Origin of the sequence: Streptomyces sp. NPDC085927, from assembly GCF_044540975.1 — a bacterium.
GTDB classification, from domain to species: domain Bacteria; phylum Actinomycetota; class Actinomycetes; order Streptomycetales; family Streptomycetaceae; genus Streptomyces; species Streptomyces hirsutus.
Window position 1 is genome coordinate 20490 of sequence record NZ_JBITSN010000004.1, and the last position, 22099, is coordinate 42588.

At 72.1% G+C, this 22099-nt stretch carries 22 protein-coding genes; 16 read left to right on the top strand and 6 right to left on the bottom strand.

The window, feature by feature from the left end; all coding sequences use genetic code 11:
* Positions 1-222: 222 nt before the first annotated feature.
* Both ACIF80_RS11975 and ACIF80_RS11980 read left to right on the top strand, forming a co-directional pair.
* Positions 223-1740, top strand: coding sequence for a glutamate--cysteine ligase (locus ACIF80_RS11975; RefSeq protein ID WP_399802703.1), 1518 nt, complete (start codon positions 223-225; stop codon positions 1738-1740).
* Positions 1741-1928: 188 nt separating this feature from the next.
* Entirely contained in the window at positions 1929-2729 is an 801-nt protein-coding gene (locus tag ACIF80_RS11980) for a CPBP family intramembrane glutamic endopeptidase (RefSeq protein ID WP_399803910.1), read from the top strand.
* 65 nt (positions 2730-2794) lie between these two features.
* Here ACIF80_RS11980 and ACIF80_RS11985 read toward each other — a convergent pair whose 3' ends face one another.
* Entirely contained in the window at positions 2795-3658 is an 864-nt protein-coding gene (locus ACIF80_RS11985) for a PhzF family phenazine biosynthesis protein (RefSeq protein ID WP_399802705.1), read from the bottom strand.
* A 91-nt stretch (positions 3659-3749) separates the two neighbouring features.
* The gene (locus ACIF80_RS11990) at positions 3750-4181 is read right to left on the bottom strand and encodes a VOC family protein (protein WP_399802708.1); all 432 of its coding nucleotides are present in this window, start codon (positions 4179-4181) and stop codon (positions 3750-3752) included.
* A 179-nt stretch (positions 4182-4360) separates the two neighbouring features.
* Here ACIF80_RS11990 and ACIF80_RS11995 point away from each other — a divergent pair, with 179 nt between their 5' ends.
* The 4 genes from ACIF80_RS11995 (at position 4361) to ACIF80_RS12010 (ending at position 8194) form a co-directional block, all read left to right on the top strand.
* Positions 4361-4996: a PadR family transcriptional regulator gene (locus ACIF80_RS11995; protein WP_399802710.1), complete on the top strand. Its 636-nt coding sequence runs from the start codon at positions 4361-4363 to the stop codon at positions 4994-4996.
* A 297-nt stretch (positions 4997-5293) separates the two neighbouring features.
* The gene (locus ACIF80_RS12000) at positions 5294-5833 is read left to right on the top strand and encodes a Clp protease N-terminal domain-containing protein (protein ID WP_399802713.1); all 540 of its coding nucleotides are present in this window, start codon (positions 5294-5296) and stop codon (positions 5831-5833) included.
* A 140-nt stretch (positions 5834-5973) separates the two neighbouring features.
* Positions 5974-6987, top strand: coding sequence for an EamA family transporter (locus ACIF80_RS12005; protein ID WP_399802715.1), 1014 nt, complete (start codon positions 5974-5976; stop codon positions 6985-6987).
* Between the two features lie 250 nt (positions 6988-7237).
* Complete coding sequence (locus ACIF80_RS12010) at positions 7238-8194, top strand: DMT family transporter (RefSeq protein WP_399802717.1); 957 nt, start codon at positions 7238-7240, stop codon at positions 8192-8194.
* Positions 8195-8323: 129 nt separating this feature from the next.
* Here the strand turns inward: ACIF80_RS12010 and ACIF80_RS12015 are convergent, their stop codons facing one another.
* On the bottom strand, positions 8324-9013 hold the full coding sequence (locus tag ACIF80_RS12015) for a pyridoxamine 5'-phosphate oxidase family protein (protein ID WP_399802719.1): 690 nt from the start codon (positions 9011-9013) through the stop codon (positions 8324-8326).
* 35 nt (positions 9014-9048) lie between these two features.
* Here ACIF80_RS12015 and ACIF80_RS12020 point away from each other — a divergent pair, with 35 nt between their 5' ends.
* On the top strand, positions 9049-10386 hold the full coding sequence (locus tag ACIF80_RS12020; protein WP_399802721.1) for an aminotransferase class I/II-fold pyridoxal phosphate-dependent enzyme: 1338 nt from the start codon (positions 9049-9051) through the stop codon (positions 10384-10386).
* Between the two features lie 101 nt (positions 10387-10487).
* On the opposite strand, the gene ACIF80_RS12025 is transcribed toward ACIF80_RS12020, so the two are convergent.
* From ACIF80_RS12025 to ACIF80_RS12035, 3 genes are all read right to left on the bottom strand, one after another.
* Positions 10488-10955: a pyridoxamine 5'-phosphate oxidase family protein gene (locus ACIF80_RS12025; protein ID WP_399802723.1), complete on the bottom strand. Its 468-nt coding sequence runs from the start codon at positions 10953-10955 to the stop codon at positions 10488-10490.
* Between the two features lie 257 nt (positions 10956-11212).
* Positions 11213-11713 (bottom strand): Rieske (2Fe-2S) protein, encoded by a 501-nt coding sequence (locus tag ACIF80_RS12030; RefSeq protein WP_399802725.1) that lies wholly within the window; start codon positions 11711-11713, stop codon positions 11213-11215.
* Positions 11714-12984: 1271 nt separating this feature from the next.
* The gene (locus ACIF80_RS12035; RefSeq protein WP_399802728.1) at positions 12985-13980 is read right to left on the bottom strand and encodes a helix-turn-helix domain-containing protein; all 996 of its coding nucleotides are present in this window, start codon (positions 13978-13980) and stop codon (positions 12985-12987) included.
* A gap of 180 nt (positions 13981-14160) precedes the next feature.
* Between ACIF80_RS12035 and ACIF80_RS12040 the strand changes: the two genes are divergently transcribed.
* The 9 genes from ACIF80_RS12040 (at position 14161) to ACIF80_RS12080 (ending at position 22098) form a co-directional block, all read left to right on the top strand.
* A complete protein-coding gene (locus ACIF80_RS12040) occupies positions 14161-14523 on the top strand; it encodes a hypothetical protein (RefSeq protein ID WP_399802731.1) in 363 nt (120 codons plus the stop codon).
* Positions 14524-14701: 178 nt separating this feature from the next.
* Complete coding sequence (locus tag ACIF80_RS12045) at positions 14702-14875, top strand: hypothetical protein (protein ID WP_399802733.1); 174 nt, start codon at positions 14702-14704, stop codon at positions 14873-14875.
* A 188-nt stretch (positions 14876-15063) separates the two neighbouring features.
* On the top strand, positions 15064-15468 hold the full coding sequence (locus ACIF80_RS12050; RefSeq protein WP_399803913.1) for a cobalamin B12-binding domain-containing protein: 405 nt from the start codon (positions 15064-15066) through the stop codon (positions 15466-15468).
* The gene (locus tag ACIF80_RS12055) at positions 15465-16775 is read left to right on the top strand and encodes a methylaspartate mutase (RefSeq protein WP_399802735.1); all 1311 of its coding nucleotides are present in this window, start codon (positions 15465-15467) and stop codon (positions 16773-16775) included. The genes ACIF80_RS12050 and ACIF80_RS12055 overlap by 4 nt, the downstream gene beginning before the upstream one ends.
* 66 nt (positions 16776-16841) lie before the next feature.
* On the top strand, positions 16842-17840 hold the full coding sequence (locus ACIF80_RS12060; protein WP_399802737.1) for an asparagine synthetase A: 999 nt from the start codon (positions 16842-16844) through the stop codon (positions 17838-17840).
* On the top strand, positions 17837-19114 hold the full coding sequence (locus ACIF80_RS12065; protein ID WP_399802740.1) for a glutamate synthase-related protein: 1278 nt from the start codon (positions 17837-17839) through the stop codon (positions 19112-19114). Before ACIF80_RS12060 ends, ACIF80_RS12065 begins: the two co-directional genes overlap by 4 nt.
* On the top strand, positions 19114-20382 hold the full coding sequence (locus ACIF80_RS12070; RefSeq protein ID WP_399802742.1) for an MFS transporter: 1269 nt from the start codon (positions 19114-19116) through the stop codon (positions 20380-20382). The genes ACIF80_RS12065 and ACIF80_RS12070 overlap by 1 nt, the downstream gene beginning before the upstream one ends.
* Complete coding sequence (locus tag ACIF80_RS12075; RefSeq protein ID WP_399802745.1) at positions 20375-21895, top strand: amidase family protein; 1521 nt, start codon at positions 20375-20377, stop codon at positions 21893-21895. The genes ACIF80_RS12070 and ACIF80_RS12075 overlap by 8 nt, the downstream gene beginning before the upstream one ends.
* Entirely contained in the window at positions 21892-22098 is a 207-nt protein-coding gene (locus ACIF80_RS12080) for an MbtH family protein (protein WP_399802747.1), read from the top strand. The genes ACIF80_RS12075 and ACIF80_RS12080 overlap by 4 nt, the downstream gene beginning before the upstream one ends.
* The last annotated feature ends 1 nt before the right edge of the window (position 22099 follow it).

The following is a 22099-nucleotide window of genomic DNA, read 5'->3' on the forward strand; positions in this document are numbered from 1 at the left end:
TCGTCGGCGTTTTTCACGAGTTCGCCGTCGCCTTGTAACGTGCGTGGTCGGCCATGTGCCGGCCATGCCGCGTGAATGTGCCACTGGTCACCTTCGATCAGGGTAGCGGCCGACAGGTCACTTCGGGGCGTTATCAATCGCATCCACTGGGCATCCTCCACTGTGGACCGGGACCCGGCGGCCGATCATCGGACCGCCCGTCAGAGAAGGAGGGAGGCTTCGATGGGGGAGAAGGTCGTGGCAGGCGGGTTCGACCTGTCCGATCGCCAGCGCTACCGCGACAAGCTCCGCAGGTGTCTGACGGGTTTGGAGCGACTCCTGGCGGAGAAGCGGTTCGATCGGCCCAGGAACCTCATGGGGCTGGAGATCGAATTGAATCTCACGGGCACCGACGGGATGCCCAAAATGTTGAATGGGCAAGTCCTCGAGCGGATTGCGAGCCGTGACTTCCAGACAGAACTCGCCATGTTCAACCTGGAAGTCAACATAGCCCCACACCGTTTGGACGGCCGGGTATTCGACCGGCTCGCCGAGGAACTGCGCACCTCCCTCGCGTACGCGGACCGGAAAGCCGCCGAGGTGGACGCCGGAATCGTGATGATCGGCATTCTGCCGACGCTGGACCGCGACGACCTGGTCTCCTCGAATCTCTCTGCCGTCGACCGCTACACCCTGCTCAACGAGCAGATCGTGGCCGCCCGCGGGGAGGACTTCAGCCTCGACATCGAGGGGGTGGAGCGCCTCAGCTGCACCTCCAGGTCCATCGCGCCGGAGGCCGCCTGCACCTCGGTGCAGCTGCACCTCCAGGTCACCCCGGCCCGCTTCGCCGACGTGTGGAACGCGGCCCAGGCGGTCGCCGCCGCCCAGATCGCCGTCGGCGCCAACTCACCCTTCCTCTTCGGACGCGAGCTGTGGCGCGAGTCCCGGCCGCCGCTGTTCCAGCAGTCCACCGATACGCGTCCGCCCGAGCTCCAGGCCCAGGGGGTGCGGCCGCGCACCTGGTTCGGCGAGCGCTGGGTCGGCTCGGCGTTCGACCTCTTCGAGGAGAATCTGCGCTACTACCCCGCACTCCTGCCGATCTGCGACGACGAGGATCCGCTCGACGTGCTGGACCGGGGCGGCACCCCCTCGCTCGCGGAACTCGTCCTGCACAACGGCACGGTCTACCGCTGGAACCGCCCGGTCTACGACGTCGCCGACGGCGTGCCCCACCTACGGGTGGAGAACCGGGTCCTGCCCGCCGGGCCCACCGTCCTCGACGTGGTCGCCAACGCGGCGTTCTACTACGGCCTCGTCCGTGCCCTCGCGGAGGACAGCCGCCCCGTGTGGACCCGGCTGCCCTTCGAGGCCGCCGCCGCCAACTTCGACGCCGCCTGCAGGCACGGCATCGACGCCCGCTTCACCTGGCCCCGGCGAGGACGTTACGGGGGTACGGCCGAGGTGGACGCGGTCACCCTCGTACGCGACGAACTGCTGCCGCTGGCCGAGGCGGGACTGGACGCGTGGGGCATCGAACCCGCGGACCGGGACCTGTACCTCGGCGTGATCGAGGAGCGCTGCCGGCGTCGGCAGAACGGCGCGAGCTGGCAGGCCGCGACCTTCCACCGGGCGATGGACGGGGGCCTGTCCCGGGAGGCGGCACTGGCAGCCACCACCCGGCGCTACCGTGAGCTGATGCTGCGGGGTGATCCGGTGCACGCCTGGCCCGTCGGACTGCCGGAGCCGGTGCCGGCGGGCTGACCCCCGAGCGGGCGGACGTGCCCCGGACGGCCGGAGGGACAGTCGCCCGAGGAGGGGGCGGAAGGACGGCCGACGGCACGGTCGGCCGCGGAAGGGCACGGGGCCACCGGGCGCGGACCGCCCGTCGGGCCCCCGGACGGTGCCTTCATACTGAACCGATCGGACGGATCGGTGATGTGGAGGCAGGTGTGCAGGCGGAGGCGGGCCCGGAGGCCGATGCGTATCCTCGGCGGCGGCTCACGCGGAAGACGCTCCGCGACGAGACGCTGCTCGTGCTCGCGGTGTCACTCGGCGCGAGCGCGGTGTCCGCGCTGATCAGTTTCGTCGGCTCGGTCACCCGGCCGGGGGGCCTGAAGGACCAGGCGGCCACCCTCAACGGCTCGGCGGCACCGGGCCGTCCCTGGCTCGACCTGGCCTGGCAGCTTTTCGGAATCACCAGCGCGCTGGTCCCCGTCGCGCTCGTCGCCCACTTCCTGATCCGCGAGGGCGCGGGGCTGCGCACCCTCGGCTTCGACCGCACCCGGCCCTGGTCCGACCTCGGCCGCGGGGCGGCGGTCGCGGCGGCCATCGGCAGCAGCGGCATCGCCTTCTACCTGGCCATGCGCGGCCTCGGCTTCAACCTCACCGTGGTGCCCGAGGCGCTGCCCGAGGTGTGGTGGAAGTTCCCGGTACTGATCCTCTCGGCGATGCAGAACTCGATCCTCGAGGAGGTCATCGTCCTCGCCTATCTGCTGCGTCGGCTGGAGCAGTTGGGCTGGTCACCGGGCGCCGCGATGGCGACCAGTTCGGTACTGCGCGGCTCGTACCACCTCTACCAGGGCATCGGCGGGTTCATCGGCAACCTGGTCATGGGCGTGGTATTCGTTCACCTCTACCGCCGCTGGGGGCGGGTGGGGCCCCTGGTGGTCGCGCACACGCTGCTCGACATCGGGGCGTTCGTGGGGTACGCGCTGCTCGCGGGCAAGGTGGACTGGCTGCCTACCGCGTGAACCGGTTCGGGAAGGGGGCGTGCGGCGGTGCCGTACGCCCCCCTTTTTCCGTCCCAGGGCCCGGTTCAGCCCGTCGGTCCGCCGCGGCCCGGGGTCCCGCCGTCCGGTAGTGCGGCACTCAGCAGTTCGCCTTCGATGACGGTCACCGCCCGTCCGCCCAGCAGGGTGCGCTCGCCGCGCAGTTCCGTACGGACGCGGCCCGAGCGGGGTGAGGCCTGGAGGCCGGTGAGGGCGGTGCGGCCCAGGCGCTCGGACCAGTAGGGGGCCAGCGCGGTGTGGGCGCTGCCGGTCACGGGGTCCTCGTCGATGCCGACGTTCGGAAAGAAGCAGCGGGAGACGAAGTCGTAGCCCCGGGACGGGTCCTGTGCGCGGGCGGTGGCGATGACACCGCGCCGGGAGTGGGCACCGAGGGCCTTGAGGTCGGGCCGCAGGGCACGGACCGTCCGCTCGTCGGAGACCTCGACCAGCAGGTCGCCGACGTGCGGACCGGTGTCGAAGGCCGTGAGCGGCTCGGCCCCCAGCGTCTCGGCGAACCCTTCGGGAAGGGTGAGGGAGGTGAGCGGGGCCGTGGGGAAGTCCAGGGTCACGGAGCCGTCCTCGGCCGGCGCCGCGACGAGGACGCCACTGCGGGTGGCGAACCGGACGGGGCCCTCGTGCGAGCCCGTGGTGTGCAGGACGTGGGCGGTGGCGAGGGTCGCGTGACCGCACAGGGCGACCTCGGCGACGGGAGTGAACCAGCGCAGCGCCCAGTCGGCGTCCCCGCCCCCGGGCAGCGGGTGCGCGAAGGCGGTCTCGGCGTGGTTGACCTCCAGGGCGACGTCCTGGAGCCAGCCGTCGTCCGGGAACGCGTCCGTGTCCAGGAGCAGGACTCCGGCGGGGTTGCCGGCGAAGGGCCGGTCGGTGAAGGCGTCGACGATTCGAATGCGCATCCCCCGACGGTAGGGCGTGGGCGGAGCCGCGGGCCAAGGCCAATCCGAGGACACCGGACTGGATTCCCGGCGCTGATCCGGTGGCCCGCCGTCAAGGGGCCGAATCAGCCTCGGGCCCAGGGGGCGGCGTCGGCGGGGCGAGGTAGTCCGCCCGCCCTTCGTCGTCGAGTTCGAAGGGGCCCTCGGGGATGATGCAGAACTCATTGCCCTCCGGGTCGGCCATCACCAGGAAACCGCCGTCCGCGTACTCCTCCAGCCGACGCCCGCCGAGCGCCTCGACCCGCTGCTGCTCCGCAGCCGGGTCGGGTGAGGTGATGTCGAAGTGCATGCGGTTCTTGCCCGACTTGGGCTCGCCGGTCCGCTGGAAACCCAGACCCAGACCGTTCTCGCGTCGCATCCACACGTAGGGCCCCGTGCGGCCCACGACCGGGCGGCCGAGCAGTTCGGACCAGAACGCGGCGAGCCGCTCGGGGTCGGTGGCGTCGACGATGAGGGCGTTGATGCGCAGAGGTGAGCCGGTCATGCGCTGATCCTCTCAGGGACCACGGCACTGTCCGCCGTGTCGCCGCCGGTTCCCGCTCCGCGCCCCGCGCAGCTGCGGGACAGAGCGGCCGTCGTGACGGCAGGGGTTGCCACCATCATCCTTCCGATATATCGTTGAGTTATCGCGACAGGTCAACGATGGAATGGAGAGTGGTTGCGATGCGTACCCATGGTTTCGAGCATGGACATGGTCACGGTGGCCCGAGGGGCGGCCGGGGCGACTTCGACAGGCTGCGGGCCGCATTCGGGCCCTTCGGTCCCGGCGGGCCGGGCGGCCCCGGAGGCCCCGGCTTCGGTCCGGGCTTCGGGCACGGTCCCTGGGGCGGACGAGGGCGTGGCGGGCCCAGGGGGAGGGCACGGCGCGGTGACGTACGGGCATCGATCCTCGCCCTGCTGAAGGACCGGCCGATGCACGGCTACGAGATGATCCAGGAGATCGCCGAGCGCAGCGGCGGGGCGTGGAAGCCCAGCCCCGGTTCGGTGTACCCCACCCTCCAGCTGCTGGAGGACGAGGGGCTGATCGTCAGTGAGACCGAGGGCGGCAAGAAGCTGTTCGCGCTCACCGACGCCGGTCGCACGGCGGCCGAGGAAGGTCCCGAGGCGCCGTGGGAGGAGGCCTCCCGCGGCGTCGACTGGGAGGCGCTGAGCGAGATCCGGCAGGCCGGGTTCGGCCTGATGGAGGCCTTCGGGCAGGTCTGGAAGACCGGCAGCAAGGAGCAGCGCGAGAAGGCGCTCGCCGTCGTCAACGAAGCCCGCAAGAAGCTGTATCTCATCCTCGCCGGTGACGACGACTGAGATCGAGGGCTGAAGGCCGAGCCCCGGTGCCCGAGGCGCCGGCCGGCCGGTGTGAACGCGGTGCCCCGTGGAGTGATCCACGGGGCACCGTCGTGTCCGCGTGCCTCCGCGCCGGCTTCGGCCGGGCGGCCGTCTCTTCGCCCCGGGCCGCGGTGGCGGGTGCGCCCCGAGGGGAAGCGGGGCTGATTCTCCTTCCCAAGGAGGAGATTGCGGTCCGACGTGTCCACTTCCCGTGGGACAGGAAGATGCTCCCCACCGGGGATGCCGTGGACCCGCGGGGCTGGTGTGGTGGGAGACGTGCAACACCGTATCCCCCGGCCGTCGGCCGGCACGGCCCAGGAACAGGGCATTCACCGCGCGGAACACGGTGCCGGACTCAGTGTGGAGCTGGCAGCGGTGGTCAGCGGTGCCCGCCGCAGGGCGCTCAGGGACGCGGACCGCCAGATCGACACCGCCCATCTGCTGCACTCGCTGCTGGAGTCCGACGCCGAGGTGTGCGCGGTCCTGGGCGAGGGCCCGCGGACCGCGCGGCTGCTCGGCTACCTGGTGCAGCGCAGCATCGGTTACGGCCTGCGCTGGCAGAGCGCCGTCGAGGACTCCGGCTCCGTCCCGGTGATGGCGCGGGCCGCCGGGTTCTCGCCGCTGGCGGCGGCCGGCCTGGAACACGCCCGCGAACGCGCCGCACGTCATGGCGGGCCCGCGCGCGGCGTGGACCTGCTCGCGGCGATCATCGCGGACCCGCAGGCGCGGGCGGTGGAGGTGCTCGAGCACGCCGCCATCGACTCCCGCGACCTGTTCGCCCGGCTCGATACATGGGCCGGCGACCCCGCTCACTGAGAGGCCGGGAGCGGGGTGAGGGCCGGGCGGCTCCCGCCGGGCGGCGGGTTCCTTCCTGCCGCCGGACCCTCGCGCCCCGCCGTCCAGCCCGTGAGACAGGTGTCATGGGGGGTGACGCTCCTGTCGGTGCCTGGCATCATGTGCCGGTGTCTACCTCTGCCAGCACTCGGAACGCCCGGAGCACCCGTGGGAAGGGCGTCGGGCTCGGCCTCGCGCTCCTGTCCGCGGTGGCTTTCGGCGGCTCGGGAGTCGCCGCCAAACCGCTGATCGAGGCGGGCCTGGACCCGCTGCACGTCGTGTGGCTGAGAGTGGCGGGCGCGGCCCTGGTCATGCTGCCGCTGGCCGTGCGCCACCGGAGTCTCCTGCGCAGCCATCCGGCACTGCTGGCCGGGTTCGGGCTGTTCGCGGTCGCCGGTGTCCAGGCCTTCTACTTCGCCGCCATCTCCCGTATCCCCGTGGGCGTCGCGCTGCTCGTCGAGTACCTGGCGCCCGCGCTCGTCCTCGGCTGGGTGCGGTTCGTGCAGCGGCGGCCGGTGACCCGGGCGGCGGCGGTCGGTGTGGTGCTGGCGGTGGGCGGACTGGCCTGTGTCGTGGAGGTGTGGTCGGGCCTCGGCTTCGACGTGGTCGGGCTGCTGCTCGCGCTCGGCGCCGCCTGCTGCCAGGTCGGCTACTTCGTCCTCTCCGACCAGGGCAGCGACCACGGCGACCGGGCACCGGACCCGCTCGGTGTGATCGCCTACGGTCTGCTCGTGGGCGCCGCCGTCCTCACCGTCGTCGCCCGCCCGTGGTCCATGGACTGGTCGGTGCTCGCGGGTAGCGCGCGCATGGACGGCACCCCGGTCGCCGCCTTCGTGCTGCTCGCCTGGATCGTCCTCGTCGCCACGGTCGCCGCGTACGGCACCGGGGTGCTCTCGGTGCGCAGGCTCTCGCCGCAGGTCGCCGGGGTGGTGGCCTGCCTCGAAGCGGTCATCGCCACGGTACTGGCCTGGGTCCTGCTCGGCGAGCACCTGTCGGCGCCGCAGATCATCGGCGGCGCGGTGGTGCTGGCGGGTGCGTTCATCGCCCAGTCGTCGGCACCGGCCAGAAGCCCCGACCGCCCGGTGGCGAGCGGCGGTGCCGAAAGGGAGTTGTCCACACCGGGAATGCCGACCTAGGGTGCTGATCATGCATGCGCGCGCACTTGTTCTTCCGCCGCCCGCCCTTTGAGGCGGGCCCCGATCTCCCCGCGCCCGGCCCGTTGCCGCCGGGTGTCGTGACGCTGCCCGCAGACGCAGCCCGTGGGTCCCGCGGGACCGGTTCCATCCGGCCCTGATCCGGGGTCCCCATCCGACCTTTCGCGCAGCGCAGGCACCTCTGCGAGGGTGCGTACGCGCGCGTATCTGTGTGTACCTGCGGAGAGAACACGTGTCGAACACCGTCTCCGGCCTGCCCGTCGGGCGAGGCCTGCTCTATCTGATCGTCGCCGGTGCCGCCTGGGGCACCGCGGGCGCCGCCGCGTCACTGGTCTACCGGACCAGTGACATGGGACCGGTCTCCCTCTCCTTCTGGCGCTGCGCGACCGGCCTGGCGCTGCTGCTCGGCGCCCGGATGCTGGTCCCGCGCGCCCGGACCGTCGTGACCGAGGCGCCGGGTCCCCGGGTGCGGCGGGCCGTGGCCACCGGGGTGGGGCTCGCTGTGTTCCAGACGGCCTACTTCGCGGCCGTCGCCGCCACGGGACTCGCCGTGGCCACCGTCGTCACCCTCGGCGCCGGGCCCGTGCTGATCGCGCTCGGCGCGCGACTGTTCCTGGGGGAGCGGCTCGGCCGGGGCGGGGCCGCCGCCGTCGTGGGGGCGCTCGCCGGGCTCGCCGTGCTCGTCCTCGGCGGCGGGGAGACGACCGCGGACCCGTGGGGCGTCCTGCTCGCGCTCCTGTCCGCGGCCGGCTACTCGGCGATGACACTGCTCACCCGGTGGTGGGGGCGGAACGGCGGGCTGGACGCCTCCGGCACGACCGTCGGGGCGTTCGCCGTCACCAGCGTGCTGCTGCTGCCGTTCGCCGCGGTCGAAGGGCTGGTGCCGTACAGCGGCGATCCCGCTCTGCTGCTGTGCCTCCTGGTGTACGTCGCCGCGATCCCGACGGCTCTCGCCTACGGCCTGTACTTCGCGGGCGCGGCAGTCGTACGGTCGGCCACCGTGTCCGTGATCATGCTTCTCGAGCCGGTGAGCGCGGCGGTGCTCGCCGTCGTCCTGCTCGGCGAGCGGCTCACCCCCGCCATGCTGGCCGGCACCCTGCTGATGCTCGGCTCGGTCGCGGGGCTCGCGTTCGACGAGGCGCGGGGCGCGCGGGCCGGGCGGGCGGAGGGGGATGCGGCGCCGGCGTGACGACGGCAGGCCCCGAGGAGAGGCCCTCCCTGAGGAAAGGCCTCTCCTCGGGGGAGGGGCATGTCCCTGTCCTCACCGGTCGCGGTCCTGTGACGACGTCCGGCGCGATCCTTCCGGGGCGGCGCCGCGTCACAGGGCCGCCAGGTACTCCGGTGGTTCCGTGCCGGCGGGCAGGGCGGGGTCCGCGAGCGGGGTGCCGTACGTACGGGTCAGGGGGACGACGCCGGCCCAGTGGGGGAGGGCGAGGTCCTCCGGCTCGTCGTTCACGCCGCCGGTGCGGAGCTTGGCGGAGACCTCGGCCAGATCGAGGCGGAGCACCGCCGTGGCGGCCAGCTCCTTCTTGTTCGCCGGACGGGAGTCGGCGGCGCGGCCGGGGACGACGTGGTCGACGAGGGCGTCCAGCGCCTGCCGCTTCTCCTCGGGGTCGGTCACGTCGTAGGCGAGGCCGTGCACCACCACGGAGCGGTAGTTGATCGAGTGGTGGAACGCCGAGCGGGCCAGCACCAGCCCGTCCACGTGGGTGACGGTCAGGCAGACCGGGAGCCCGGGGTCGGCCAGGCCCGCCGCGCGCAGCGGGCGCGAACCCGTCGAACCGTGCACGTAGAGACGCTCGGCGACCCGGGCGTACAACGTGGGCAGCACCACCGGTGCGTCGTCGCGGACGAAACCGAGATGGCAGACGTAGCCCTCGTCGAGTATCGCGTGCACCAGGTCCCTGTCGTACGCGGCCCGCTCCGGGGAGCGGGTGGGGACAGTGCGCTCGGTGGGCCGGTAAGGGCCGGTGCCGACGGGCTGCTGCGGCGGCGGGGACGCTGACATGGCGTTCTCCATTGCACTAGTGCATAATTGTCTTTGTGCTAGAAGGTTATCGGATCACAGGTCGGCGTGCTGCGGAGATTTCGGCGAGCATCGAGGGCGCGGTGGGCGAAGGCGCACTCCGGCCGGGTGAACTGCTTCCATCCATGAGGGAGTTGGCGGACCGGCTCGGGGTGAACCCCAACACCGTCGCGTCCGCGTACCGGACCCTGCGCGAGCGAGGGGTGATCGAGACCGCGGGCCGTCGGGGGAGCCGGGTGCGGCCCAAGCCGGCCACCACGGCACGCGACGCCGTCCGGGTGGAGGTCCCGCGGGGCGTGCGGGATCTCTCCGACGGCAACCCCGACCCCGCGCTGCTGCCCCCGCTGGCCGAGGCCTTCGCCGCCGCGGCCGAACAGGGCGACCGGGAACCGGTGCTCTACGGGCACGCACCCGTGGAACCCGGACTGGCCCGGTTCGCCCGCGCCGGGCTGGACGCCGACGGCATCCCCGACGGCCCCGTCACCGTGACCTCCGGCGCCCTCGACGCGATGGAGCGGGTGCTCGCGGCCCACCTCAGGCAGGGCGACGCGGTGGCCGTGGAGGACCCCGGATGGGGCAGTGCGCTGGACCTCGTCCCGGCACTCGGCCTGCGGACCGTCCCGGTCGGCGTCGACGACGAGGGGCCGCTCCCCGACGACGTGCGGCGGGCACTGGCCGGCGGGGCACGCGCGCTGATCGTCACGGACCGGGCGCAGAACCCGACTGGTGCCGCACTGAGCGCGGCGCGCGCGCGGGCCTTGCGGGCGGTGCTCGCGGATCACCCGGAGACGCTGCTGATCGAGGACGACCACGGGCATCACATCGTCGACCTCCCCCTGCACCCCCTCGCCGGTCCCACCCGCAGCTGGGCCTTCGTCCGCTCGGCGGCCAAGGCGTACGGCCCCGACCTGAGGCTCGCCGTGCTCACCGGGGACGCGGTCACCCTCGACCGGGTCCGCGGACGCCAGCGGCTCGGGCCGGGCTGGGTCAGCCGCACGGTCCAGCGCGCGGTGCTCCGGCTCTGGACCGGCGGCGCGGTGGACCCGGCGGTGGTGGCGGCGCAGTACGGACGGCGCCGGGACGCCCTCGTCGGGGCGCTGGCCCGGCAGGGGATCACGGCGCACGGACGCAGCGGCATGAATGTGTGGGTGCCCGTCCCGGACGAGACCGGCGCCGTCGCGCGGCTGCTGCACGCGGGGTGGGCGGTGGCGCCCGGTGCCCGCTTCCGGATGGGCACCCCACCCGGCATCCGCGTCACCGTGTCGACGCTCACCGCGGACGACATCGGGCCCCTGAGCGAGGCGATCGGCGCGGCGATCGGACCGGAGGCGGGGGAGCCCAGGACGTATGCCTAGGCATGTGGTCCCGCGAGGAGCGAGCCAGGCGGGGGAGACCCGGGGCGGGCTCCTCGGACCGGGTTCCTCGGACCGGGCCCGAGGCCCCTCGGCCCGTCCCGCTACCGCGTGCCCAGCTTCCGGAAGTCCCAGGACACGATCTTCTCCGGGGTCAGCCGTATCCAGGCGTGCCGGCCGTCGTGCGGCATCTCGTCCAGGTTGAAGTTCTTGCGCGCGAACAGCGTCTCGGGAACGTCGAGTTCGGCGCGGAGTTCGCCGGTGCGCGGTATCTCGCCCACGAACTCCACCCGCCCGGACAGCTCCGCGCCGCGCAACTCGTCGTACTCCTCGCCGGTGTCCACCACGATCGCCACCCGCTGGTCCCGGCGCAGGTCCGCCCAGCGCTTGGAACGCACCACGGAGTACAGCCACAGCGAGGTGCCGTCCCAGGCGAACCAGAGCGTGCTCACATGCGGCGCGCCGTCGGCCGACACCGTGGCGACCCGGCAGGTGCGCTGGGCGGTGAGGAAGTCGTCCAGTTCGCCCGGCGTCATCATGATCTTCCGGCCCCGGCGCTGCGTGGCAGTCATGCGGCCCCCTCTTCTCTCACGTCGTGCCAGAGAGATCCTCTGACATCACGTCAGAAAAGGATGGGTCGTCTTCCTTTTCCTCGCAAGGGGGACCGGACCTCACCCGCCGGCCGCCGGCGGATGCCATCGCGGGGCGCCCGTTGACCGCACCTCCGCGATGGCCCGTCACGTCCTGCCCCGGTCGCCACCCTCGCGACCGCGGACGGTGTGCCGACCGGCACGGGCCCGTCGGCACCGTACGGTCCGGCGCCGGCGGCTCACGCGAGGGTGATCGAGTCCCCGCTGACGGTGATCTCCATGGCAGGCAGCGGCTTGGTCGCGGGGCCGCTCTGCACGCTGCCGTCGGCGATGGAGAAGTTGCTGTTGTGGCAGGGGCAGTTGATGACTCCGTCGGCGACGCTCTTCACCGCGCACCCCTGGTGGGTGCAGGTCGCCGAGAACGCCTTGAACTCGCCGGCCGTCGGCTGGGTGACCACCACCTTGCTGTCGGCGAAGACCTTCCCGCCGCCCTCGGGGATGTCGGCGGTCGAGGCGAGCACGTCACCGGCGGGCGCGCCGCCGTCACCGCCCGAACCGTTGCCGCTCGCTTCGTTGTTGTCCTTGGAGCCGTCGGGGGTGGTGGAGGCCGCGGACGAGCCGGAGGACTCGTCGGAGCTTCCGCAGGCGGTCAGCGCGACGGCGAGGCCCGCCGCTCCGGCGGCCGCCACGACGGTTCGACGGGCCGGTCCTGATGCGAGCTGATGCGATGCGCTGGTCATGCGGGTGTGTCCCTTCCGGGGATTGCGTGATCTGGGGAGAGGTACGGTCAGCGGGCCCGCGCTGTTCAGGCACTGCCGAGCTTGACCCGCGCGCGGTCGGACGGGCGTAAGCCACAGCTGTCGTTTCGCTGTCGGGGCCCGCCTTTCCCTTCCGGGAGGCCGGTGACGTGCGGTGATGCGGAGCCCGTAGTTCTGGGGCGATCATCGGCGGTCATCGAGGAAGGGGTACCGGCAGGCAGTCGTACGCCCAAAACCGTCGCCGACGGTCGATGGGAACGGCGGCGCACCGGCCGTTGGCCACCCTCGCGGCGCGGGCGGCGGTACCGGGGCCGCCGACCATCGGGACCTGGGGTACGGCTGAGGGGGCCTGGTGACCGACGCCGGCCGCGGACCCGGCGCCTGTGGCGGGGCGACGGACGGAACTGCTGGGTCCAGTGCCGGAGGAAGCCGATGGTCTCGTCACGCGTGGGAGGACCCCCCAGGTGGGCGGGGCGCCGTTCGGCTCGTACCAGACGAAGACGAAGCAGTTCTGCCCGGTGGCGCGGTGGTGCCGCAGACGCGCACGGGGCCGGCCGTCGGTGGTGCGGTACGGGACGGCGTCGTCACCCGGGAAGCGACACGGCAGGACCTTGCCGGGGACGAGTTCTCGTGAGCGCGCCGGACGGAACCAGCCACCGGGGCAGGGGAGATCCGGCTCCGGTACGCCCGCGGCCGGGTGCGGACGGCCGGCCCCGGGAACTCCATCCCTCGTCGTCATGCCCAGCAGCCAACCACGGAAGGAAACGCACCTCTTGCACATATTCGGCAGATTCACTCACGCAGGTGCTTAATGCGGTCATCTCCTCGACCGGGGGCGGCTGTCACCGCGGGCGGCGCTCTCGGTTGTCGAGCAGCGCACCAGCCGCGTGGTCCCGGCGTCCCCGGCCTCGACGGCACCACCGGCAGTCCCGCCCGCTGCTTCGGCCTCCCCGGCGTCAACACCTTCTGCCGGCCCCGGTCGACCGGACGGCTCGTCGGTCGGCTGCACGCCTTCGCCCCGGACGCCCGCGCACGGACGCTTCCGGGAGCCTGTCGGCCCGGACCGCATCCGCACCCGCTTGCGTACGTACCGGCGGGAGTCTCTTGACCTCCTCAAAACCCTGCGCGCCCGCCGGCGCAACGCCGCGCCGGACCGCCCGCGCCGGACCGAAGGCGCGCTTCGCCCCCGGCCCACCGATCAGTGCATGGACCGACTGCCCGGCCGGAGCCGCGTGACGAGCGACCGGCTCCGGCTATTCGTCCCCTCTCAGCCAGCCCTTCGCGACTGCCCGCGTACCGGCCTGGAAGCGGCTGCGGGCGCCGAGCTTCTCCATCAGGTCGGCAGCGATGCGGCGCGCGGTGCGCGAGGACACACCGAGGCGTTTGGCGACGGCTTCGTCGGTGAAGCCCTGGGCCAGCATCCGCAGGGCTTCGGCCTCTTGAGGGGGGAGATCGTCCTCGTCACGGTCGGGTGCGGTGCCGAGCGGGGTGGCCTTCTCCCACAGGGAGTCGAACAGGGCGCACAGTGCGGCGAGGGTGCCGTCCGCGCCCAGAACAAGGGCGCCGGCGGCACTGTTCTCCCCGTCGGTGGGCACGATGGCGACGTTGTGGTCCAAGATCATGAGTCTTATCGGCAGCGAGGGCACCGTTCTCACCTCGCCGCCGAGTTCCGCGAGCCACTTGGCGTAGGCGACGGTGTCCTGACTGTTGCGGACGCTGTCGAGGTACAGCGTCCGCATGCGCACGCCGCGGGCGAGGAGTTCCTCGTCCTGAGGCCTCGCCGCTGCCATGTTGGCTGCGCTCTGCGCACCGCCGGGAGCGAAGGCCATCACCTCGCTCTTGACCGCCCGGACCAAAACGTGAATGCGCTCCCGGATCTCCTCGATTCCCTCGAGCTGTTCGACATCGGCCACGCTCTTGCGGGGGCGGATGGCAGCGAAGTCGGCGGCAAGGTGGAGGGCGGCGGCACGGAGCCGCTCGACTCTCTGCTGTTCGGCGGTGAGTTGCTCCTGCTGCATCGCGATGAGGGCCTGAATGCCCAGCTCCGGGTCGACTGCACGGAAGGCGCTGGGTTCCTCGAGGCTGGGACGGACGAGTGCCAGTTCACTCAACTTGTCCAGCGACGAGCGTAATTGCGCTTCGGAGAAATCCAGTGCTTCTCTCAGTTCGTCCATGTTCGCCCGTGGCTGGGCCAGCAGGGCCTTGTAGACATCTTCGCAGGCATCGTCCAATCCGAGCGCGTCCAGCACGCTGTCCCCTTTGGTCGACCAAACTGGTTCACATCAGTGCTATCAAGTTGTGGTGCACCGGGAGAGGCGCCTGAAACCTCTGACCAAAAACCGGTGATGGCGATGGCCGCTTCAGGAACTGGCATAGACCGTCCCCGAGCTCGGCTTGTTGGCCCGTGCCCTCTTCATCAAGCTCGGAAGATGCAGCTTGTTCACGTACGGGTTCGGCTGGCGGTCGACTTCCCCACCCCTGAGCGCCTCACCATGATCCTCCTGTCCCACGCGCGCCCTCCCGACCAGATCCAGCACATCAGCATCCACCCGGACACGGGCCGGGATCTGACGGTCGGGGTCTACGTCATCGCCGATTCGCTGCTCGAGGCGGAGGGCATGGCGCGTGCGGTCGTGGCGCGTGCGGTCGAGAGGGAATACGAGCTTCGTGGCGCCCGTCTGACCGGATGGTCGGCGGCGTTGGTGCCGGAGTTCTACAACGGTCTCTGCGACGCCCGAGGTGGCGGTGGACGGTCTATGCAAGGGCCGGATCAGGAAGCCGGTCAGGCCTAGCGCCGCGCTGGAGCGGCGGGTGAACCTTGTTCCACCGGCAGAAAGACCCTCGGAGCCACGAGGAGGCGGCCGGGCCGGAGCACCCCCCGCGGGGCGCTGCGACTCGGGTGCACCGCCCCTTTCCCTCCCGGTTCCGCGGTCCACGACTCAAGCATTCTTCGTCACGGAGGAGTTCGGTATGTCGTTGCGTGCGCACCTTGCGAAGTTAGTTGCGGTTCTCGTGCTTGCCGCAGTTCCGGCCCTGGGGACCGTCGTGCTCACCGACGGGTCGGCGGACGGAATCGCCTCGCCCGTGGTGGCCTCGGACGGCGTGACCTCTCCGTCCTCCAAGGACACCACGGGCTGGGGCTGACAGCGCCGGGGCCTCCTCCTCCACGCCAGGACCCGCCTTCGCCGTGCCTGCCGTCGGGCAGGCGAGCGGCCTGCCCGACGGCAGGCATCTGCGCCGGTCCCCGAGTCCGCCCAGCCCGCCCCTCCCGCAACAGAGATGAGCATCCCTTGAACCGACGACAGCCGAGCGATGTGCGGGCACTGCACGTCATGGTCACCAGCCTCGCCTCCGACGCGCACACCTGGAATCTCGTGTACCTCCAGCTCCTGCTGGAGCAGTGGGGGCACAAGGTGGTGAACCTGGGCGCCTGTGTGCCCGATGAGATGCTGCTCGACAGTTGTCTCCGTCTCACCCCTGATCTGGTCGTGATCAGCAGTGTCAATGGACACGGCTTCCACGAGAGCAAGCGGGTCATCGGCAAGCTGCGGGCCCATGAGGAGCTCGCCCGGCTGCCGGTCGTCATCGGTGGCAAGTTAGGCATCGGCGGGCCGGGCGGGCGCGAGCGTACCTCCGTGCTGACCGAGGCCGGTTTCGACGGCGTGTTCGAGGACGGCAGCGGGATGAGCGCATTCCGCTCGTTCCTGGCGCGCCTGCCGCTGGGCGTGCCGTCATGACAGTGGGTACGTCCCGAGCCCCCCGTTCCTTCGGGGATTTCATCGCCCGGTCCGCGGCGTCCGGCCGGCTCGTCGTCCAGCCGAGGATGGGCATCGGCGACCCCGCCGGTATGCGCACGGGTCTTCGTGCCGTCCGGCAGGCCGGGGTGTGCGCGGTCGGCACGATCACCTTGGACAGCTTCACCCGTGTCGGCGACCACGCCGCCGTCCACACGGCGCTGGCCGCGGGCGACGCGCTGAACGGCTACCCGATCGTGGCCTACCCGCCCGAGTTCACCCACGAGGTCCTCAACGGACTGCACGACGACACCTTCCCCGTGCAGGTGCGTCACGGCTCGGCCCGGCCGCAGGACATCTTTGCCGCGCTCGGCGCGTGCGGCCTCCACGCGACGGAGGGCGGCCCGCTCTCGTACTGCCTGCCGTACAGCCGTGTCCCCGTCCAGGAAGCGGTGCGCTGCTGGGCCGAGTCCTGCCGGCTGCTCGCGGAACTCCGCGAGACCGGTGTGCGACCGCACCTGGAGTCCTTCGGCGGCTGCATGATGGGCCAGCTCTGCCCGCCGAGCCTGCTCGTGGCCATCAGTGTGCTGGAGGGGATGTTCTTCCGGCAGCACGGAGTGGAGAGCGTGTCCCTGAGCTACGCGCAGCAGACGCACCCGGAGCAGGACGCCGAGGCGGTACGTGCCCTGCGCCGGCTGTGCGCCAGGTTCCTCGCCGGAGCCGACTGGCACGTCGTGCTGTACGCCTACATGGGCGTCTACCCCCGGACCGTCGGTGGTGCCACCGAACTGCTCGCCCAAGCCGCCCGGCTGGCGGTGCGGGCCGGGGCGGAGCGGCTGATCGTCAAAACGGCCGCCGAGGCCCACCGCATTCCCACCGTCGAGGAGAACGTGACCGCGCTGCGGGTCGCGAGTGCGGCGGCCGATGACGAACGCTCGGCGGTCCGGTCCGACACGCCGGACACCGGCATCCTCGCCGAGGCCACAGCCGTGGTCGACGCCGTCCTGAACCTCGACGCCGACCTGGGCACCGCCCTGGTGCGAGCCGTCGAGCGGGGTTACCTGGACGTGCCGTACTGCCTGCATCCCGACAACGCGGGCCGTACGCGCGCGACCGTCGACGCGACCGGCCGACTGCGGTGGTCGCGCACGGGGGCCCTGCCGCTCGGCTCCCGCGTGGAGACGGTCGACCGCCGCGAGGCCGACGCCGCACAGCTTCTGCGCTCCCTGTCCTACGTGGAACGAACTTTCGACCGCGCAGCTCTGGAACGGTCCGTAAGTGCCGACGGCGCGATGCTCGACGCCGGCTGACCTTCCCGGACCCTCGAGGCCCCGCCACCACAAGACCCCTACCCGCCAAAGGAGAGAGAGTCCAGTATGGACATCGTCCAGGAGGCCCCCCCGCTCGCCGACCCGCGTTCCCACCTCACGTCTCCGACCACCCGGGCCGTGTTGCGTGTGCAGCACACGATGCTGGAGGCGGCCCGCGAGCACCTGTCCGGGCAGGGCTTCACCGAGCTGCTGCCGCCGGTGATAGGCCCGGTGACCGACCCCGGCGCACGGGGCGCCAAGCAGGTAGACGTGGACTACTACGGTCACCGCTACAAGATCATGACCAGCGCGATCCTGTACAAACAGGCGTCACTGACCGCCTTCGACCGCATCTTCTGCGTGGCGCCGAACGTCCGCCTGGAGCCGCTGGAGACCAGTTCCACCAGTCGGCACCTCGCCGAGTTCCACCAGATCGACGTAGAGATCGCCGGGGCGTCCCGGGACGAAGCCATGGGGGTCGCGGAGGGGGTGGTCAAGCACGTCGTGCGCCGGGTGGTGGAGCGCGCTCCGGCCGAACTCGCCGTGCTCGGCCGGGACACCGACACGTTCGCCGGACTGCTGTCGCAGGAGCCGTTCGGCCGGCGTACCCACGCGTCCGCCGTGGCCGACCTGCACTCCATGGGCCACGAGCAGAATCCCGACGCGGAGATCGACTGGAGCGGTGAGGCTCTGCTGTCGTCCAAGGCCGACCAGCCCTTCTTCGTCACCGACTACCCCAAGGGCTCACGCGGGTTCTACGACAAGGAGAACCACGAACAGCCCGGATTTCTGCGCAACTTCGACCTGCTGGCGGCCGAGGGCTACGGCGAACTGTGCAGCGGGGGCGAGCGCGAGCACGAGTACGACGCGATCATCGCCCGGATGCGGGAGACCGGCGAGAACCCCGCCAAGTACGCCTGGTACCTGAAGATGCTCCGCGAGGGCATCCCCGCAAGCGCCGGTTTCGGGATCGGCCTGGAACGTCTGACCCGGTACATCGCCGGGCTGGACTCGGTGTGGCAGGCCAGCGCCTTCCCCAAGGTCCCCGGGGTGGCGGCCCCGTGAGAGTCCTGCGAGCCGACCACTTCCCCGAGGCGGAGGTGCGCGAACGCGCCCGCACCGGGCCGGCGGCGGCCTTCCCCGAACTGCACGACTACGGCCGTGCCCTGTTCGGCGCCTCGGGCGAGGAGAGCGGGAGCGGGGACGAACTGGACAACGCCCGCCTGGTGCCCCCGGTCTTCATGCCGCAGCGGCTGGAGAAGCTGATCGACCTGGCGCGTGAACCGCTGCACAGTGACGTCGAGTTGACCACGATGGTCGGCGGATTCGCCTCCTCGCTGCCCCTCTATCTCTCGGCGTTCGGCTCGACGCAGGTCGCCAGCACCGACCTCGGGACGGCCGCCGGCCGGCAGGCGGGCGAGCTGGGCGTCCCGATGGTGATCGGCGAGAACGTCGCCCCGGTCAACGGGTCCGGCCGACTCTCCGGAGCCGACGGCTCCAGCCTGCTGGGGCGGGTGCGAGCCTACGCGGACGCCGTGCCCGACGAGGTCGGCGGGGTGGTCGTCCAGCAGAGCACGGAGGACGCCGACGCCGAGGTCTGGAATCTGGTCTACAGCGATCCGTCCGTCCGCCCGCTGCTGGACAGCGGTCGGCTCGCGCTGGAGCTGAAGGTGGGCCAGGGCGCCAAACCGGGCCTCGGCGGGATGACGGTCGTCGACGACGAGCGGGCGGCCGGGCTGGCGGAACAGTTCGCCCTGGAGCGGGTCTTCGACAGGGCGAGCGGCAAGCAGCTGCGTTGCGCCAGCCCTGGCACGTTCACCGAGGAGGTACTGCGCCAGCAGATCCGGCTGATGCGCAACAACTATCCCCGGGCCCGGGTGTGGGTGAAGCTGCCGCCGGGCCGCGACGTGGCCGAGGCGGCCCGAGTGGCCTGGGCTGCCGGCGCCGACGCCGTCACCGTCGACGGCGCGGAAGGCGGGTCGGGCTGGGCGCCCAGGACGTTCCTGCCCGGCGTCGGGCTGCCGCTCGCCGAGTGTCTGCGCCGCATCGGGGCCCCGGACGGCTGTCTGCTGGTGTCCGGGCGGATGTGGGAGGGGGCACGAGCGGTGAAGTGCCTTGCGCTGGGCGCCCGCGCGGTGGGCCTCGGCCGGGCGGCGCTGCTGGCGGTGGACGAGGATCCGCTGGCCGGCCTGCGACGCCTGGCCGAGTGTCTCGCACTGGAGATGCGGCTGCTGATCAGCGCGCTGGGCAAGTACCGTCCGGACGCCCTGTCCGCCGAGGACGTCTGGGCGCCGGCCACCGGGCCGGACCGGGAAGCGGCACCGTTGGGAGTGCGGTGATGCCCACCGGCGAAATGGAGGCGACCGCCGCGCGAACGGGTCCGGTGTCCTCCCGCTACCTGTCGTTCGTCGGCGCCACCGGTCTGTCGAGCGTGGGGGACGCGGCGTGGACCATCGCCCTCGCGTCGACAGTGGTCGAGTCGGCCGGTCCGGCGACCGCCGGTACGGTGCTCGCGTTGGCCGGGGTGCCGCGGATCGTGGCGCTGCTCGGCGCCGGTGCAGTCGCCGACCGGCACGGTGCGGCCCGGGTGATGGTGTGGTCGGACCTGGCCCGCTGTGTGCTGATGGCCGTCGCGGCGGTCGCCGTGGCGGTCACCGGGCCGTCGGTGCCGGTGCTGTTCGCCGTCGCCGCGGCGCTGGGGCTGCTGGGCGCTTTCTTCCTGCCCGCGAGCGGCGCGCTGCGCCCGCTGCTGCTGCCTCCGGAGCACCTGGTGCGGGGCAACGCCCTGTACCTGATCGGTCTGCGCACCGGTCAGGCTGCGGGCGGTCCGGTGGGCGCGTGGCTGCTCGGCCTCGGCGGGATGGTGGTCGTGGCCGCGGTGAACGCGGTGAGCTTCCTGCTGTCAGCGGTGGCGGTGGCCTTCTGCCGGCCGCGACGAGAGGGGAAGGCGGCGGAGCCCCCCGGAGACACGCAGGATGCGCACGAGGCTCAGGACCGGACCCGGTTGATCACCCGAGTGGTCGAGGGGATGCGGTACGCGGCCGGGCACCGGGATCTGCGTCTGCTGCTGTGCGTGGTCGGGCTGGTGGAGCTCGCGGGCGCCGGACCGGTGAACGTCGGCCTGGTACTGCTCGCCGACTCCCTCGGCGCCGGCGCCGCGGGAGCGGGTGTGCTGCTGTCCGCGTTCACCGTGGGCGCCGCCGCCGCGTTCCTGACGAGCCTCGCGCTGCCGGTGCGCCGACGGGTGACCGCCGTACTGGTGGCGTGCCTGGCAGGTCAGGCTCTGGTACTCGTGCTGCTCGGCCACGTCCACGCCGTGGCCTTGGCCGCCGTCGGCTACGGCCTGATGGGCGCAGTCACCGCGCAGGCGAGCCTGGTGCTGATGTCGTTGATCCAGCGCAGTTCCACGAGGGAGATGCGCGGCCGGGTCATGGCGCTGATGTCGCTGCTGTCGTTCACCGCTCCGCTGGCCGGCAATGTGGTCATGGGGGTGGCCGTCGGCTCCTTCGGTTTCGCGGTGACACTGGGCCTGCACGGAGTCGTCGCGGCCGCGTCGATCGCGGTGTTCCTGAACTCGCGCACATTGCGGGGGGCCCGCCTTGACTGAGTTCACGAGACCGTGGCCGTCCCTGGCCGAACTCGGCGAGCAGTTGCTGCGGCGGGAGCTGCGAGCCGTCGATCTGGTGGAGCGGTGCCTGCAGCGGATCACCGCCGTCGACCCGCTGGTGAACGCGGTGTTCGCGGTCGATCCGGCCGCCCGTGCCCAGGCACGGATCAGCGACCGGCGCTTGGCCGACGGCCGTGCGCGCCCGCTCGAGGGGATACCGGTCCTGGTGAAGGACAACGTGGACACCCGTGGCCTCGCCACGGCGGCCGGTTCGCCGCTGCTGACGGAACACCCGCCGGTGACGGACGCGGACGTGGTGGGTCTGCTGCGGGCCGCGGGTGCGGTGGTGGTCGGCAAGACGAATCTTTCCGAATGGGGCAACTTCCGTTCCGTCAACGGGATCGAGGGGTGGTCCGGGGCCGGCGGTCAGACGTGGAACCCGCACGCGCTCGACCACAGCCCCGCCGGTTCGTCGTCCGGGTCGGCCGCCGCGGTGGCCGCCGGTCTGGCGCCGCTCGCGATCGGCACGGAGACCGACGGCTCGGTCGTGTGCCCCGCGTCCGTCACCGGGGTCGTCGGGGTGAAGCCCGAACACGGCCTGTTGCCGGTGGGCGGCATCGTGCCGATCTCACCGGCCCTGGACACGCCGGGCGTTCTGTCGGGCAGCTGCGCCGACGCGGCGGCCTGCCTCGCCGCATTGACCGGCGAGGCACTGCCCGGGCCGGTTCCGGTGGCCGGACTGCGTCTCGGGGTGTGGCCGGGGCGGCGGATGGCTCCCGCCGCCCGGGACGTCCTCGACCGGACCGTGACCGCGCTCACCGCGGCGGGGGCCACCGTCGTGCCTGTTGAACTGGTGCTGGACTCAGGCGTGCTGGAGGAAGCACTGGAGGCACTGGTGGCGGAGTTCCGGCCGAGTGCGGAGCACTATCTGGCCGGTCGACGAGGGGCCCCGCCCACGTTGGCCGCACTGATCGAGGCCACGAGGCCGCTGGAGGCACCGTTCGGACAGGATCTGTTCGAACGCGCCCTGGCGGTCACCGACGAGCAGAGCGCCCAGGCATCGGTTCAGCGCGTCCGCGCCCGGCAGTGGGCCCGCACCCTCCTGCACGACGCGCTGACCGGAGCCGACGTGTCCGCCGTCGTCGCGCCGACCAGCGATCCGGCGTGGCCGGTGGACCACACGGGCGGCGACCGGCGTGCCCGCAACACCTCGACGGTCCCCGCCCTGGCCGGCTACCCGCACATCACCGTCCCGGCCGGGCTGCACGACGCGCTCCCCGTGGGCGTATCGGTGTTCGGACCGCCCCGCATCCGCGACGCACTGGCGATCGCCACCGCCGTGGAAACGGTCTGCGGCCCGCGCCCGGTCCCGCGGCTCGGCGCCGGCCTCGCTGCCGGGCCGGCAGAACTGCCGGACGGAAAGACCGTCCCCGTACCTCACGAGCCGTCGCGCACGACCGGGCGGTTCCCTTCCGACGACGCACGTACCGAACCCGAAGGAGCCCTGCGATGACCAACCCCTTCGACGCCACCGACGCCGACTTCCTCGTGCTGGTCAACGACGAGAACCAGCACTCCCTGTGGCCCGCCGCGATCGACGTCCCCTCAGGCTGGGCAACCGCGCACGGACCCGCCGACCGGGCCGCGTGCCTGGAATACGTCGAGGCCAACTGGACGGACCTGCGGCCCGCGAGCCTCGTCGCACTGCGCGGCTGAC

Bases quoted from the DNA above. Each gene is read 5' to 3' on its own strand.
- ACIF80_RS12055 (WP_399802735.1), top strand. From the start codon at position 15,465: ATGACAGTGGGTACGTCCCGAGCCCCCCGTTCCTTCGGGGATTTCATC.
- ACIF80_RS12015 (WP_399802719.1), bottom strand. From the start codon at position 9,013: ATGTCAGCGTCCCCGCCGCCGCAGCAGCCCGTCGGCACCGGCCCTTAC.
- ACIF80_RS12040 (WP_399802731.1), top strand. From the start codon at position 14,161: ATGCAGCTTGTTCACGTACGGGTTCGGCTGGCGGTCGACTTCCCCACC.
- ACIF80_RS12025 (WP_399802723.1), bottom strand. From the start codon at position 10,955: ATGACTGCCACGCAGCGCCGGGGCCGGAAGATCATGATGACGCCGGGC.
- ACIF80_RS12060 (WP_399802737.1), top strand. From the start codon at position 16,842: ATGGACATCGTCCAGGAGGCCCCCCCGCTCGCCGACCCGCGTTCCCAC.
- ACIF80_RS12080 (WP_399802747.1), top strand. From the start codon at position 21,892: ATGACCAACCCCTTCGACGCCACCGACGCCGACTTCCTCGTGCTGGTC.
- ACIF80_RS12050 (WP_399803913.1), top strand. From the start codon at position 15,064: ATGGTCACCAGCCTCGCCTCCGACGCGCACACCTGGAATCTCGTGTAC.
- ACIF80_RS12030 (WP_399802725.1), bottom strand. From the start codon at position 11,713: ATGACCAGCGCATCGCATCAGCTCGCATCAGGACCGGCCCGTCGAACC.
- ACIF80_RS11995 (WP_399802710.1), top strand. From the start codon at position 4,361: ATGCGTACCCATGGTTTCGAGCATGGACATGGTCACGGTGGCCCGAGG.
- ACIF80_RS12070 (WP_399802742.1), top strand. From the start codon at position 19,114: ATGCCCACCGGCGAAATGGAGGCGACCGCCGCGCGAACGGGTCCGGTG.
- ACIF80_RS11990 (WP_399802708.1), bottom strand. From the start codon at position 4,181: ATGACCGGCTCACCTCTGCGCATCAACGCCCTCATCGTCGACGCCACC.
- ACIF80_RS12045 (WP_399802733.1), top strand. From the start codon at position 14,702: ATGTCGTTGCGTGCGCACCTTGCGAAGTTAGTTGCGGTTCTCGTGCTT.
- ACIF80_RS11975 (WP_399802703.1), top strand. From the start codon at position 223: ATGGGGGAGAAGGTCGTGGCAGGCGGGTTCGACCTGTCCGATCGCCAG.
- ACIF80_RS11985 (WP_399802705.1), bottom strand. From the start codon at position 3,658: ATGCGCATTCGAATCGTCGACGCCTTCACCGACCGGCCCTTCGCCGGC.